The 13,322-nt window shown below is 71.5% G+C and carries 12 protein-coding genes and 1 riboswitch; of the genes, 11 read left to right on the top strand and 1 reads right to left on the bottom strand.

Going from position 1 to position 13,322, the window contains the following annotated elements; all coding sequences use genetic code 11:
- The first annotated feature begins 432 nt into the window (after nucleotides 1-432).
- Nucleotides 433-656, top strand: a riboswitch (cobalamin riboswitch).
- Between the two features lie 43 nt (nucleotides 657-699).
- From FZ029_RS11335 to cobJ, 8 genes are all read left to right on the top strand, one after another.
- A complete protein-coding gene (locus tag FZ029_RS11335) occupies nucleotides 700-888 on the top strand; it encodes a CbtB domain-containing protein (RefSeq protein ID WP_149269322.1) in 189 nt (62 codons plus the stop codon).
- 10 nt (nucleotides 889-898) lie between these two features.
- The gene (locus FZ029_RS11330; RefSeq protein WP_149269321.1) at nucleotides 899-1,666 is read left to right on the top strand and encodes a CbtA family protein; all 768 of its coding nucleotides are present in this window, start codon (nucleotides 899-901) and stop codon (nucleotides 1,664-1,666) included.
- A 12-nt stretch (nucleotides 1,667-1,678) separates the two neighbouring features.
- Entirely contained in the window at nucleotides 1,679-2,740 is a 1,062-nt protein-coding gene (gene cobW / locus FZ029_RS11325; protein WP_149269320.1) for a cobalamin biosynthesis protein CobW, read from the top strand.
- A gap of 170 nt (nucleotides 2,741-2,910) precedes the next feature.
- Nucleotides 2,911-6,330: a cobaltochelatase subunit CobN gene (gene cobN / locus FZ029_RS11320; RefSeq protein ID WP_149269319.1), complete on the top strand. Its 3,420-nt coding sequence runs from the start codon at nucleotides 2,911-2,913 to the stop codon at nucleotides 6,328-6,330.
- Complete coding sequence (gene cobG, locus FZ029_RS11315; RefSeq protein ID WP_149269318.1) at nucleotides 6,327-7,745, top strand: precorrin-3B synthase; 1,419 nt, start codon at nucleotides 6,327-6,329, stop codon at nucleotides 7,743-7,745. The genes cobN and cobG overlap by 4 nt, the downstream gene beginning before the upstream one ends.
- Entirely contained in the window at nucleotides 7,738-8,376 is a 639-nt protein-coding gene (locus FZ029_RS11310) for a precorrin-8X methylmutase (RefSeq protein ID WP_149269317.1), read from the top strand. Before cobG ends, FZ029_RS11310 begins: the two co-directional genes overlap by 8 nt.
- On the top strand, nucleotides 8,373-9,113 hold the full coding sequence (locus FZ029_RS11305) for a precorrin-2 C(20)-methyltransferase (protein ID WP_149198652.1): 741 nt from the start codon (nucleotides 8,373-8,375) through the stop codon (nucleotides 9,111-9,113). Before FZ029_RS11310 ends, FZ029_RS11305 begins: the two co-directional genes overlap by 4 nt.
- Nucleotides 9,110-9,883 (top strand): precorrin-3B C(17)-methyltransferase, encoded by a 774-nt coding sequence (cobJ, locus tag FZ029_RS11300; RefSeq protein ID WP_149269316.1) that lies wholly within the window; start codon nucleotides 9,110-9,112, stop codon nucleotides 9,881-9,883. The genes FZ029_RS11305 and cobJ overlap by 4 nt, the downstream gene beginning before the upstream one ends.
- Nucleotides 9,884-10,059: 176 nt before the next feature.
- On the opposite strand, the gene FZ029_RS11295 is transcribed toward cobJ, so the two are convergent.
- The gene (locus tag FZ029_RS11295) at nucleotides 10,060-10,854 is read right to left on the bottom strand and encodes a cobalt-precorrin-6A reductase (RefSeq protein WP_247892262.1); all 795 of its coding nucleotides are present in this window, start codon (nucleotides 10,852-10,854) and stop codon (nucleotides 10,060-10,062) included.
- Here FZ029_RS11295 and cbiE point away from each other — a divergent pair.
- The 3 genes from cbiE to cobM are packed head-to-tail and all read left to right on the top strand — an operon-like array spanning nucleotide 10,853 to nucleotide 13,295.
- Nucleotides 10,853-12,106, top strand: coding sequence for a precorrin-6y C5,15-methyltransferase (decarboxylating) subunit CbiE (gene cbiE, locus FZ029_RS11290; protein WP_149269337.1), 1,254 nt, complete (start codon nucleotides 10,853-10,855; stop codon nucleotides 12,104-12,106). The genes FZ029_RS11295 and cbiE overlap by 2 nt on opposite strands.
- Nucleotides 12,094-12,537: a cobalamin biosynthesis protein gene (locus FZ029_RS11285; protein ID WP_149198654.1), complete on the top strand. Its 444-nt coding sequence runs from the start codon at nucleotides 12,094-12,096 to the stop codon at nucleotides 12,535-12,537. The genes cbiE and FZ029_RS11285 overlap by 13 nt, the downstream gene beginning before the upstream one ends.
- The gene (cobM, locus tag FZ029_RS11280) at nucleotides 12,534-13,295 is read left to right on the top strand and encodes a precorrin-4 C(11)-methyltransferase (RefSeq protein WP_149269315.1); all 762 of its coding nucleotides are present in this window, start codon (nucleotides 12,534-12,536) and stop codon (nucleotides 13,293-13,295) included. The genes FZ029_RS11285 and cobM overlap by 4 nt, the downstream gene beginning before the upstream one ends.
- Nucleotides 13,296-13,322: the final 27 nt, after the last annotated feature.

Below are 13,322 nucleotides of genomic sequence, written 5' to 3'. Positions count from 1 at the left end.
TCACATCCCGAACCGCCACGAACCCCTTGAACTCCTTCGTCAGGTTGCGCGCTTCCAGGATGATGTCGTCGGTGGGTGCGGCGTTCATCGGTCGCGAATTCTCCTCCCGTTCGTCCTTATTTCCGGGCTTATGCCCGGCGCTTATGACCGGGCTTCAAGCCCGGGAGCCGCCATGCGGCGGGACGTTTCACCGATTGTTGTACGCACGAAGCGTGCCACGGCCGGGTTCGCTTCGGTCGGGCCGTCGGCCCCATTGTTTCTCCGCCGGTTTCGCTGCGGCGCCCTCCATCCACTCGCTTACCCTAACACCGAAAAGTGTCGGATTTCCGGACACTCTGTCCGCTAAACATGACAGCATCCAAAATGTCGGCATGCAAGATCGTCCGTGCGGCAGACACCTTATTGTGGGCTTGCCAAACGCGCGCGGCACTGCGATGGTGGGCGTCCGACGGTGCCCTGCCCGTCCTGACGGGCGGCGGGGATAATAGGGAATGCGGTGCGGAGCTTCTTTGGAGGCGCCAATGCCGCGGCTGCCCCCGCAACTGTAAGCGGCGAGCATCCCGTCCATCATGCCACTGGCCCTTCGCGGCCGGGAAGGCGGACGGCGATGCGGCGACCCGCGAGCCAGGAAACCTGCCGGCGGACGTATCAACCTTTCCCAACCCCGCCGGGTGTGGCGGGAGAGCAAGGATGTCTTCGATGACCACCCGTTCCATCAATTCCGTCGGCAACTCCGCGACCCATAGCGCCGCACAGGCCGCGGTCGCCGCCTTTGCCGCGATCCTGCTCGGCACCTTCCTGCTGTACGGCGTCGGCTTTGCCCAGCCGCAGCAGATCCACGACGCGGCGCACGACACCCGTCACTCCTTCGCGTTCCCCTGCCACTAAGCAGCGGGTCATGGATCTGATCCGGCGGCTGTTCACAGCCGCTTTGGTCGCGGGCGTGCTCTCCGGCACGGCCGCGTCCGTCGTTCAGCAGGCGACAACCGTCCCGCTGATCCTCGAAGCCGAGAAGTACGAGGTGGTCACTCCGCCTCCCGCAGCCTCCGCGGCGCCTGCCGGCGCGCCTGCGCCGTCGCATCAGCACGGCCCCGTGCGCGAGGTCGGCGAAGGCGTGCCGACGACGCTGGACGAGGCGATGCAGCGCATCGGCCTGACCATCGTCGCCAACCTGCTGACCGGCGTCGCCTATGCGCTGCTGCTGGGTGCGGCGATCCTGCTGGCCGGCCGGCCGGTCGATGCGCGGCGCGGGCTGGTGTGGGGCATGGGCGGCTTCGTCGCCGTCTCGCTGGCGCCCGCTTTCGGCTTGGCCCCCGAACTGCCGGGCATGGCCGGGGCGGAGCTTGAGCTGCGTCAGCTCTGGTGGCTGTCCGCCGCCGCCGGGGCCGGCGTCTGCATGGCTGCGCTCGCCTTCGCCCGCAACCGTCTGGTCATCGCCGCCGCCGTCCTGGCCGCCGCGCTGCCCCATCTGATCGGCGCGCCCCATCCGGAAAGCGCCGAAGGTGCGGTTCCGCCGGAACTGGCCGCCCGCTTCGTCACCGCCTCTCTCGGCGGGGCCGCCCTGTTCTGGGCGATCCTGGGCAGCGCCTGCGGCTGGCTGATGAGCGGTCTGGTCCGCGAGACCGAGTCCAGCCCGGCCCTGCGGGTCCAGCCCGGCGCGCGTTAAGGAAACAAGCCCATGTCCGCACTTGCGAAAACGGTCGCCGGCAAGGTTCCGGCGACCGTCATCACCGGCTTCCTCGGCGCCGGCAAGACCACGCTGATCCGTGGCCTGCTGGAAAAGGCCGACGGCCGCCGGCTGGCGCTGATCATCAACGAGTTCGGCGATGTCGGCATCGACGGCGACATCCTGCGCGCCTGCGGCAACCCGACCTGCACCGAAGACGACGTGATCGAGCTGGCGAACGGCTGCCTGTGCTGCACCGTCGCCGACGACTTCGTTCCGGCCATCGAGAAGCTGCTGGCCCGGCCGGACCCGCCCGAGCACATCGTGATCGAGACCAGCGGCCTCGCGCTGCCGAAGCCGCTGGTCCAGGCCTTCAACTGGCCGGCGATCAAGACGCGGGTCACGGTCGACGGCGTCATCGCCGTGGTCGACGCCGCGGCGGCGGCGGAGGGCCGTTTCGCCCCCGATCCCGCCGCGATGGAGGCCCAGCGCGACGCCGCCGGCACCGTCGATCACGAGACGCCGATCGAAGAGGTGTTCGAGGACCAGCTGCTCTGCGCCGACCTGATCGTCGTCAACAAGACCGATCTGGTGGCCGCCGGCGACCTCGCCCGTGTCGAGGAGCTGATCCGCAGCGCGCTGAGCCACGCGGTCGGCCGCGACGCCAAGCTGGTCCGCGCGTCGCAGGGCGCCGTCGATCCGCTGGTCCTGCTCGGCGTCGGTGCGGCGGTGGAGGACGACCTCGCCAACCGTCCCAGCCACCATGACGACGAGGAAGGCCACGACCACGACGACTTCACCAGCTTCGTGGTGGAACTGCCGTCGCAGCCCGACCCCGCCCGTCTGGCGATGACGCTGGAGCAGGTCGCCGGCCTGCATGGCGTTCTGCGCCTGAAGGGTTTCATCGACGTGCCCGGCAAGCCGATGCGCCTGCTGGTCCAGGGCGTCGGCACCCGCATCCAGACCCACTACGACCGCCTGTGGAAGCCCGGCGAGGAGCGCCGCAGCCGTCTGGTGGTGATCGGCGAGACCGGGCTGGACCGCGATGCGGTGACACGGGCGGTTGTCGGGTAAGAGTTAGGGTGTCGCGGCGTTTGCCCCCTCCCTAACCCTCCCCCACCGTCGGTGGGAGAGGGGACTGCCGCCACATAGCAAACCTGCCCTCTCCCTCGAAGAGGGGGAGGGAGGGACCCGCGGCGCAGCCGTGGGAGGGAGGGGGCACCGCCGCCCCTGGACATCGAACCATGCACCTGCTCGCCGCCCGCCAGGACGAACTGGACGCCGGCCCCCAGGCGGAAGATCTGGGGCAGACGCCGGCCGACCTCGTCATGCTGTCCTTTTCCGACAGCGACCTGACCGCGCTCGCCGCCGCGTGGCGCTCGGCACGCGGGCGGCTGCCCAGCCTCCGCCTCGCCAACCTCAACCGGCTCGGCCACCCCCTGTCGGTCGACCTCTACGCCGAGAACATCGTTGCCAAGGCGAAACTGGTGGTCCTGCGTCTGCTTGGCGGCAGCGGCTATTGGCGCTACGGCCTCGACCGTCTCTCCGCCCTCTGCCGCGAGCGTGGCATCCCGCTCGCCGTCCTGCCGGGCGAGGCACAGCCCGACCCCAACCTCACCGCCTACGGCACCGTTCCTCCGGACTCGGCCGACCGCCTCTGGCGCTATTTCACCGAGGGCGGTCCGGCCAACATGGCCCATCTGCTGGCCTGCGCCGCGACCTTGGCCGGCATGCCCCTGCCCCATGACGACCCTGCCCCGGTCCCGCGATTCGGCGCCTATGACGGCTGGAGCGGCCCCGTCACCGCAAATGCACCGGTGGCCGCCGTCGTCTTCTACCGCTCCCACCTGCTGGCTGGCGACCTCGCCCCGATCCACGCGCTGTGCGACGCGCTGGCTGCCCGTGGCCTCGCCCCCCGCCCACTGTTCGTCGCCAGCCTGAAGGAGCCGGACTGCGCCGCCTGGATGCGCGCCAGCCTGACCGCGCAGAACGCCGCCGTGGTCGTCAACACCACCGCCTTCTCGGCGGCGCGCGAGGACGGCTCTCCCCTGGAGGCCAACGGCAGCCCGGTCCTGCAGGCCATCCTGTCCACGACGCCGGAAGCCGGCTGGCAGGCCTCGTCACGCGGCCTCGGTCCGTCCGACCTCGCCATGAACGTCGTGCTGCCGGAGATGGACGGCCGCATCATCGCCCGCGCCATCGCGTTCAAGACGGCGGGCGACCCCGACCCCGACCTGCAATTCGCCGCCCCGGTCCTGCGCCCGATCCCCGACCGGGTGGCCTTCACCGCCGACCTCGCGGCAAGCTGGGTCCGCCTGTCCCGCACCCCGCGGGCGGAGCGCCGCCTGGCGCTGGTGCTGTCCGACTATCCCGGCCCCGGCGGCGGCATCGGCCATGCGGTCGGCCTCGACAGTCCGGCCAGCACGGTGGCGATGCTCCACCGCCTGTCCGCCGAGGGCTACAGCCTGTCCGCAATTCCGGACACCATCTTGGGTGGGGGCGCCGAGCTGATGGCGGCCCTGACCGCCGCCCCCACCCCGACACTGTCGCTGGCCGACTACCAGCGCCTCGCCCCGCCGGAGGTCCGCGCACGCATCGCCCAGACCTGGGGCGAGCCCGCCGCCGATCCCGCCTGCCAAGACGGCGCCTTCGCCTTCCGAATCCTGCCGTGCGGCAACGCGGTGGTGGCGGTGCAGCCCAGCCGCGGCCACGGTGCCCTGACCACCGCCCAGCACCACGACCCCGATACGCCCCCCAGTCACGGCTATTTCGCCTTCCATCTGTGGCTGCGCCATGCCGTCGGCATCCATGCCCTGGTGCAGATCGGCGCCCACGGCACGCTGGAATGGTTGCCGGGCAAGGCGGTGGCGCTGTCGGCGGAATGTTGGCCGGAGATCGTCGGCGGCGCCCTGCCGACCCTCTATCCCTTCATCGTCAACAACCCCGGCGAGGGCGTGCAGGCCCGCCGCCGCCTGGGCGCCGTCCTGATCGGCCACCTGACCCCGCCGCCGGTGGAATCCGGCCTCTACGGCGAGCTTGCCGCGCTGGAAACCGCCATCGACGAGTATTCGCAGGCGACCGGGCTCGACCCCAGGCGGCTGGGCATGCTGCGCGAGACGATCCTCGACCTCGCCTGGAAATCCGGCGTCGCCGCCGACTGCAATCTGCGTCCCGACGACGATCCCGACGCCATCCTGTCGCGGCTGGACGCCCATCTCTGCGACATCAAGGAGTTGCAGATCCGCGACGGCCTGCATGTCTTCGGCCACAGCCCGACCGGCGAGCGCCGCGACCGCCTGACCGCCGCAGTGTCTCGTACGGGCATCGCGCGCACCGCCGATCCGGCCATGGTCGCCAACGCTGTCGATGCCTGCGGCGAGGCGGAGATGCGGGCGCTGCTCGACGGGCTGGACGGCCGATTCGTCCGCCCCGGCCCCGGCGGCTCGCCGGCGCGCGGACGGGCGGACACGCTGCCGACCGGCCGCAACCTCTATGCGCTCGACCCGCGCGGCGTGCCGACGCCGACCGCCTGGACGCTCGGCTGGCAGGCGGCGGACGCGCTGATCACCCGCTATCTCCAGGATCATGGCGACTGGCCGCGCCGGCTGGTGGTCGATTGCTGGGGTACTCCCGCCATGCGCACCGGCGGCGACGAACTGGCCCAGGCGCTGGCCCTGCTGGGCGTCCGTCCGATCTGGGAGAACGGCTCCGGCCGCGTCACCGGCTACGAGATCATGCCGGCCGGCGTGCTTGGCCGCCCGCGGGTGGATGTGACGCTGCGCATCTCCGGCCTTTTCCGCGATGTCTTCCCGCAGCAGATCGCCCTGTTCGACCAGGCGGTACGCGCCGTCGCCGGGCTGGACGAGCCGGACGACACCAACCCGCTGGCCGCCACCGCGCGGGCCGAGGAACAGCGCCTTGCGGCATCCGGCACCAAGGCGGAGGACGCCCGCCGCTGGGCCACCGCGCGCATTTTCGGCGCCGCGCCCGGCATCTACGGCACCGCGCTGTCCGGCATGATCGCGCGCGGCGACTGGACAGCGCGGGCCGATTTCGGCGCCGCCTATCTGGAGGGCGGCTGCCACGCCTATGGCGCCGGGCTGGAGGGCGTGCCGCTGCCGGCATTGTTCCGCCGCCGGGTCGGCGGCGCCGACGCGCTGGTCCACCACCAGGATCAGCGCGAGCATGACGTTCTGTCCACCGACGGTTTCATGCAGTTCGAGGGCGGATTCGCCGCCGCCGCCGCGCTGGAGGAGTCCGAACCGGCGCTCTACCATCTCGACAGCGCCGATCCGGAGAAACTCGCCGTCCGCACCCTGGCGGAGGAGATCGCCCGCACCCTGCGCGGCCGGGCGGCCAATCCGCGCTGGATCCAGGGGATGATGCGCCACGGCTATCGCGGCGCGGCGGAGCTGGCGGCCGGCGTCGACACGCTGTTCGCCTTCGCCGCCACCACCGATGCCGTACGCCCCGCCCATTTCGACCAGCTGTATGACGCGTACGTCGAGGATGCGGAGGTGTGGGACTTCCTGTCGCATGCCAATCCGGCCGCTGCCCGGCACATTCTGGCGCGCATGAGCGAGGCGCTCGACCGCGGCCTGTGGCATCCCCGCCGCAACTCCACCGCGGAGGATCTGCGGCGCCTCCGGGAGACCGCCGTATGACGACCCCCGTCGCCAACCAGCCGAGACGCCGCGGCACCTGCCCCGGCGTGCTGGCGCCGATGCGGGTCGGTGACGGGTTTCTGCTGCGCGTTCGCGTCCCCGCCGGCGTGCTGCCCGCCGAGCATGCCCGCCGCATCGCGGACCTGGCGGATCGTTACGGCAACGGTTTGATCGATCTCAGCCACCGCGGCAACCTGCAGCTCCGCGGCATCGCCGCCGACGCGTTGGAACCGGTGACCGACGCCCTGCGCGACATGGGCTACGTCTCCGCCGACGCGGCGAGCGAGGCCGTGCGCAATGTGCTGTGTTCTCCCACTGCCGGGCTGGACCCGTCCGCGCCGATGGACGTACGGGGGGTGGCACGTACGCTCGACGCGCGGCTGGCGGCGGACACCGCCCTGCACCGCCTGCCGCCGAAGTTCGGCTGGCTGGTCTGCGGCGGCGGCATCGGCCATCTGGCGGACAGCAGCACGGACGTACGCTTCGACGCGGTGGACGCGGAACACTTCCGGGTGTCGCTGGGCGGCACGCTGGCGAAGGCGGCACCGCTCGGCCTGTGCCGGACCGACGATGTGGCGGATGTGGCGTCGGCGTTGGGCCGCGCCTTCCTGGAGTTGCGCGCCGAGTTGCCGGAGCCGCCGCGCCGCATGGTGGGGCTGGTCGCGGCAATAGGCACCGAGCCTTTCGCAACGTGCCTTTCCCCGCTGATATCCCCTCCCCCGCCCAGCTCTCGCACAAAGCTCCGCTTTGTGCTGACGCGACAGGCGGACCATAGGTCCGCTGAGAGCGGGGGAGGGTCAGGGTGGGGGCAAGTGGCGCACGTCATGGATGTCTTCGGCTCCGCCGAACCCCCTCATCCTAACCTTCTCCCCGGGGGGGAGAAGGGATCCCGCATTGGGGAGACGCCGGCCTTCCTCACCACGGCCTTCCCCTTCGGCCGCCTCACCGCCGCCACCCTCTCGGCCCTCGCCTCCGCCTGCGTCGAGTTCCGCATCACCCCCTGGCGCGCCCTGATCCTTGTCGCTCCCACCACGGACGCAGGGCATGTCGCCCACGCCCACGGCGCCATCCTCTCCCACGCCGACCGCCGGCTGAAGCTGACCGCCTGCAGCGGGGCGGGCGGCTGCGATGTCGGCACCACCGACACCCATGCGACCGCGCTCGCCATCGCCGAGCGCGCAGGCCCCTTGCTGGACCATGTCCGAATGGTGCATGTGTCGGGCTGCGCCAAGGGCTGTGCCCATCCCGCCATCGCCGATGTCACCCTGACCGCCCGCGACGGCGTGTATGACGTCGCCCTGAACGCAAAACCCGGTGACGATGCCCGACATATGCAGGGGCACACCGGCCTGTCCCCCGCCGACGCCGTGGCCCGCGTCGCGGATCTGTTGACCGAGGAGTCCACCGGTGCCTGAGCCGCTCTACGACTATATCCGCGACGGAGCGGCCATCTACCGCCAGTCCTTCGCCACCATCCGGGCGGAGGCCGACCTCTCCGCCATTCCCGACGACCTGAAGCCGGTGGCGGTGCGCGTCATCCATGCGTGCGGCATGGTCGATGCGGCCCAGGACCTGCTGTTCTCCACCGATGTCGGCAGTGCCGCCCGCGCCGCTCTGCGCGCCGGCGCCCCCATCCTCTGCGACAGCGAGATGGTCGCCCATGGCGTGACCCGCGCCCGCCTGCCGGCCGACAATGCGGTGGTCTGCACCCTGCGCGATCCCACGGTGCCCGATCTGGCCAGGACCATCGGCAACACCCGCTCCGCCGCCGCGCTCGATTTGTGGGGCGACCGGCTGGGCGGATCGATGGTCGCCATCGGCAACGCGCCGACCGCGCTGTTCTACCTGCTGGAGATGCTGGCGGCCGGCGCGCCGAAACCGGCGGCGATCCTGGGCTTCCCCGTCGGCTTCGTCGGCGCCATGGAAAGCAAGGAGGCGCTGGCCGAGAACCCCTTCGGCGTCCCCTATCTGGCGATCCGGGGCCGGCGCGGCGGCAGCGCCATGGCCGCCGCCGCCGTCAACGCCCTGGCGAGCGACGTCGAATGAGCGGCGAGACCCCCACCTCCGGCACCCTGTTCGGCGTCGGCGTCGGCCCCGGCGATCCGGAGCTGATGACGTTGAAGGCGGTGCGCACCATCGGCGCCTGCCCGGTCGTCGCCTATTTCTGCAAGCGCGGCACCCGGGGGCAGGCCCGCCGCATCGCCGACCAGGCGATCACCGCCGACCAGATCGAATTGCCGATGGTCTATCCGGTGACGGTGGAACTGCCGCCGACCCACCCGGACTATGGCCGCCAGATCGAGGCCTTCTTCGACGAGTCCGCCGAGCGCATCGCCGCCCATCTCGCCGCCGGCCGTTCGGTCGCAGCCCTGAACGAAGGGGATCCGTTCTTCTACGGCTCCTTCATGCATCTGTTCCTGCGCCTGTCCGGCCGTTTTGCGACGGAGGTCGTCCCCGGCGTCACCAGCATGGTGTGCAGCGCTTCTCTGCTGCCACGTCCGCTGATGCTGCGCGACGACGTGCTGTCGGTGATTCCCGGCACGCTGGACGAGGAGTCTCTGGTCCGCGCCCTGACCGCCGCCGATGCCTGCGTGGTGATGAAGCTGGGCCAGAACCTGCCCAAGGTCCGCCGCGCCATCGCCGCCGCCGGACTGGCGGAGCGGGCATGGTACGTGGAGCGCGCCAGCATGGACGAACAGCGCTTCATGCCCTTCCTGGAGGCGCCGGACGTCGCCCCCTACTTCTCCCAGATCGTCATTCCGGGCGAGGGCAAGCGCGGATGACTGCCCCGGAGAACACTGGCTGGCTCAAGGTGGTGGGGCTAGGCCCCGGCCCGGAGGATTGGCTGACGCCGGAGGCCCGGCGCGATCTGGCCGAGGCGACCGACCTCGTCGGCTATTTCCCCTATGTCGAGCGTGTGCCGCCGGGAGATCAGGTGCGCCACGCCTCCGACAACCGGGTGGAACTGGACCGCGCCCGCTTCGCTTTGGATCTGGCGGCGCAGGGCCGGCGGGTGGCGGTGGTGTCGGGCGGAGACCCCGGCATCTTCGCCATGGCCGCCGCGATCTTCGAGGCGCTGGACGACCCGGCCGCCCCCGAGGCGTGGCATGCGGTGCATCTCTCGGTCGATCCCGGCGTTTCCGCCATGCAGGCCGCCGCGGCGCGGGCGGGGGCGCCGCTCGGGCATGATTTCTGCGCCATCTCGCTGTCCGACAATCTGAAGCCGTGGGAGGTGGTGCTGCGGCGCCTGCGGCTGGCGGCGGAGGCGGATTTCGTCATCGCGCTCTACAACCCGATCTCCAAGGCCCGGCCCTGGCAGCTGGGGGCCGCCTTCGACGCCCTGCGCGACATCCGCACGCCTGAGACCCCCATCGTGCTGGGCCGCGCCGTCGGCCGTCATGACGAGGAGCTGACGGTGACCACGCTCGGCGAGGTGCGGGCGGAGCAGGCCGACATGCGCACGCTGGTGATCATCGGCGCCTCGCACACGCGGTTCGTGGCGCGGGCGGATGGCGGGCGCTGGGTCTACACCCCCCGGCATTACCGGGGGTGAGGATGGGTGTGACGATAGTGCGGGCCGCGTTGCCCCCTCCCCATCCCTCCCCCGCTTCGCGGGAGAGGGGGCAGGACGCTTGGCGGCGTGGTTTCAATCGCGAAGCGGCGGCAGTCCCCTCTCCCGCGAAGCGGGGGAGGGTTAGGGAGGGGGCATCGGCTGAAGACGCAAAAGCCTCAGACCCCCTCCAGCCACCCCACCGCCGCGTCCACGTCGTGCAGTTCCGCCACGCCGTTGCCCGCCGGCCGTTCCACCATCACCACCGGCAGGCCCAACTCCCGCGCGGCCTCCAGCTTCGCGTCGGTTGCCCGGCCGCCGCTGTTCTTGCTCACCACGACATCAACCTGTTCCCCACGCATCAGCGCCAGTTCGCCCTCCACGGTGAACGGCCCACGGTCGAGGATCAGGCTCATGCGCGGCAGGGCCGGCAGCGGCTCCGGCGGGTCCACCGCGCGGATCAGGTAGCGCTTATCGGGCATCGCCTCGAAGGCCGCGACCTCCTGCCGGCCGATGGTCAGGAACACGGTGTCGCCCAGGTCGCGCAAGGCCAGTGCCGCGGCATCCATGTCCGGCACGCCGATCCAGCGGTCGCCCGGCCCCGCCACCCAGGCCGGCCGGGTCAGGACACGCAGCGGCACGCCAACCTGCGCGCAGGCCGCGGCGGCATTGGCGGAAATCTGGTCCGCGAAGGGATGCGTTGCGTCGATCACCGCGCCGATACCCTCGGCACGCAAATGGTCGGCCAAGCCCTCCACCCCGCCAAAGCCGCCGATGCGGGTCGGCAGCGGCGGCAACACCGGCTTCTTCGTGCGGCCGGCCAGCGACACGCGGGCGTCGATGCGCGGATGGCCGGCGAGCCGCTTCGCCAGCGCCGTCGCCTCCGTCGCGCCGCCCAGGATCAGTACTTTGACCATCAGCGCCTTGACCATCTCCCCCTCCCCACCCGTCAGGATCGGCGCCATGGATAGCATGGGAACCGCCCGCTGGCTCACCATCGTCGGCGTCGGCGAGGATGGCTGGGACGGTTTGTCGCCCGCCGCCCGTGCGGCGGTGGAAGGTGCCGCGATCCTCTATGGCGGAAGCCGCCACCTCGATCTCGTACCGGTCGTTGCGGGACAGGAACGGCTGAGTTGGCCGTCGCCGATGACCGACGCCTTCCCCGGCCTGCTCGCCCGGCGCGGACAGCGGGTCTGCGTGCTGGCGAGCGGTGATCCGTCCTGGTACGGGGTGGGCGCAACGCTGTCGCGGCTCGTTCCGGCTGCGGAAACGACGGTGATCCCGGCAGCTTCGGCCTTCAGCCTCGCCGCAGCCCGGCTGGGCTGGCCGTTGCAGGACTGCCGCTGCCTGACCGTCCATGGCCGGCCGCTGGAACTGGTCGTTCCGCATCTGCAACCGAATGCCAAACTGCTGCTTCTTTCCTGGGACGGAACGACCCCGGCCAAGCTTGCCGCCCTGCTGCGCGCCCGTGGCTTCGGCGCCTCGAGCCTCACGGTGCTGGAGGCGATGGGCGGCCCACGCGAGGGCAGGCTGGAAGCCAGCGCCGATGCCTGGAGCACAATGCAGGTCGCCGACCTCAACACCATAGCGCTCGACTGCGTCGCCGCTCTCGGCGCGCGCGTCCTGCCGCTGGCTCCCGGCCTGCCGGACGACTGGTTCGAGCATGACGGCCAGATCACCAAGCGCGAGGTGCGCGCCGTCACCCTGTCCTTCCTGGCTCCGCGCCGGGGAGAGCTGTTGTGGGATGTCGGCGCCGGGTCGGGGTCGATCGGCATCGAATGGATGCTATGCGACTCCGCCAACCGCGCCGTCGCCGTCGAGCATCACCCGGAGCGGATCGCCCGCATCCTCGCCAACGCCGCGACTCTCGGAGTTCCGGGCCTGCAACTGGCTCGCGGCAAGGCTCCGGCGGCGCTGGACGGTCTGGAGCGGCCGGACGCCATCTTCATCGGCGGCGGGCTGACGGCGGACGGCGTGCTGGCGGCCTGCTGGAACGCCCTGCCTCCCGGCGGCAGGATCGCCGCCAACGCGGTGACGCTGGAAAGCGAAGCGGTGCTGATCGACGCACACAAGCGGCTGGGCGGTGAGCTGACCCAGATTTCGGTGGCGCGCGCCTCGGCTGTCGGCGGCTTCCGCGGCTGGCGGGCGGCGATGCCGGTCACGCTGTGGCGGGCGGAAAAGCCTTATACCGAGAAGCCGTATGCGGAGGGCGCATGGACCGCCTGACCCCCGATGCCCTGCTGTTCGGCCCGGTCTTCGTCGGTCTCGGCTGCCGCCGCGGCTGCGGCTGGGAGGAGATCGCCGGTCTGGTCGCCGCCGCCTTCGACGAGGCGGCCCTGCCCGACGCCGCGCGCCAGCTGGCGGCGCTGGCCGCCCCGGCGATGAAGGCGGACGAGGCGGGATTGGCGGAGGCAGCCCGCGCGCTGGGCCTGCCGCTTCGCTTCATCGGGGAGGACGCGATGCTGGCCGCGCAGGACCGCGTCCACACCCGCTCGGCTACCGTGCTGGCCGCGGTCGGGCTGGCCTCGGTGGCGGAGGCCGCGGCGCTGGCCGCCGCCGGGCCGGGATCGCGCCTGCTGCTGCCGCGCCGCTCCACCCCCCGCGCCACCGTTGCGCTCGCCTTGCCCGCAGTCGCCCTTTCGGAGACCCGCTCATGACCGTCCATTTCATCGGTGCCGGACCGGGCGCTCCCGACCTGCTGACCCTGCGCGGCCGCGACCTGATCGCGCGCTGCCCGGTCTGCCTCTATGCCGGCTCCTTGGTCCCGAAGGAGATCATCGCCCATGCGCCGGACGACGCACGGATCATCGACACCGCGCCGCTGACCCTGGAGGAGATCGTCGCCGAGTTCCAGGCCGCCCATGCCGCCGGGCAGGACGTCGCCCGGCTGCATTCCGGCGACCTGTCGGTCTACAGCGCGCTCGGCGAGCAGACCCGCGCACTGCGGGAGTTGGGCATCCCCTACACCATCACCCCCGGCGTGCCGGCCTTCGCCGCCGCCTCGGCCGCGCTGGGGCGGGAATTGACCCTGCCGGAGGTCAGCCAGACGCTGATCCTGACCCGCACCGAAGGCCGCGCCTCGGCCATGCCGGCCAACGAGACGCTGGAGGTGCTGGGCGCCTCGGGCGCCACACTGGCGATCCACCTGTCGATCCACGTCATCGACCGGGTGGTGGAGCGGCTGACCCCGCTCTACGGCGCCGACTGCCCGGCGGCGGTGGTCTATCGCGCCACTTGGCCGGACGAGCGGGTGCTGCGCGGAACGCTGGCCGACATCGCCGCCCAGGTCGCGGCCTCACCGATGGAACGGACCGCGCTGATCCTGGTCGGCCCGGCGCTGGGCCATGAGGAGTTCCGCTGCAGCGCGCTCTATGACGGCAGCCATGTCCGCCGCTATCGGGGGCTGGGGGAGTGAGTTTGCCCGTCCCACATGCGAAAAGGC

Origin of the sequence: Azospirillum sp. Sh1, assembly GCF_008365135.1 — a bacterium.
GTDB classification, from domain to species: domain Bacteria; phylum Pseudomonadota; class Alphaproteobacteria; order Azospirillales; family Azospirillaceae; genus Azospirillum; species Azospirillum oryzae.
Note: the sequence above shows the minus strand (reverse complement) of the source record. Positions and strands in the feature narration are given on the sequence as shown.

Coding starts and splice junctions, on each gene's coding strand:
- FZ029_RS11285 (WP_149198654.1), top strand. CDS start 12,094: ATGGACCGCCTGACCCCCGATGCCCTGCTGTTCGGCCCGGTCTTCGTC.
- FZ029_RS11295 (WP_247892262.1), bottom strand. CDS start 10,854: ATGCTATCCATGGCGCCGATCCTGACGGGTGGGGAGGGGGAGATGGTC.
- FZ029_RS11330 (WP_149269321.1), top strand. CDS start 899: ATGGATCTGATCCGGCGGCTGTTCACAGCCGCTTTGGTCGCGGGCGTG.
- cbiE (WP_149269337.1), top strand. CDS start 10,853: ATGGGAACCGCCCGCTGGCTCACCATCGTCGGCGTCGGCGAGGATGGC.
- cobG (WP_149269318.1), top strand. CDS start 6,327: ATGACGACCCCCGTCGCCAACCAGCCGAGACGCCGCGGCACCTGCCCC.
- cobW (WP_149269320.1), top strand. CDS start 1,679: ATGTCCGCACTTGCGAAAACGGTCGCCGGCAAGGTTCCGGCGACCGTC.
- FZ029_RS11305 (WP_149198652.1), top strand. CDS start 8,373: ATGAGCGGCGAGACCCCCACCTCCGGCACCCTGTTCGGCGTCGGCGTC.
- cobN (WP_149269319.1), top strand. CDS start 2,911: ATGCACCTGCTCGCCGCCCGCCAGGACGAACTGGACGCCGGCCCCCAG.
- FZ029_RS11335 (WP_149269322.1), top strand. CDS start 700: ATGACCACCCGTTCCATCAATTCCGTCGGCAACTCCGCGACCCATAGC.
- cobM (WP_149269315.1), top strand. CDS start 12,534: ATGACCGTCCATTTCATCGGTGCCGGACCGGGCGCTCCCGACCTGCTG.
- cobJ (WP_149269316.1), top strand. CDS start 9,110: ATGACTGCCCCGGAGAACACTGGCTGGCTCAAGGTGGTGGGGCTAGGC.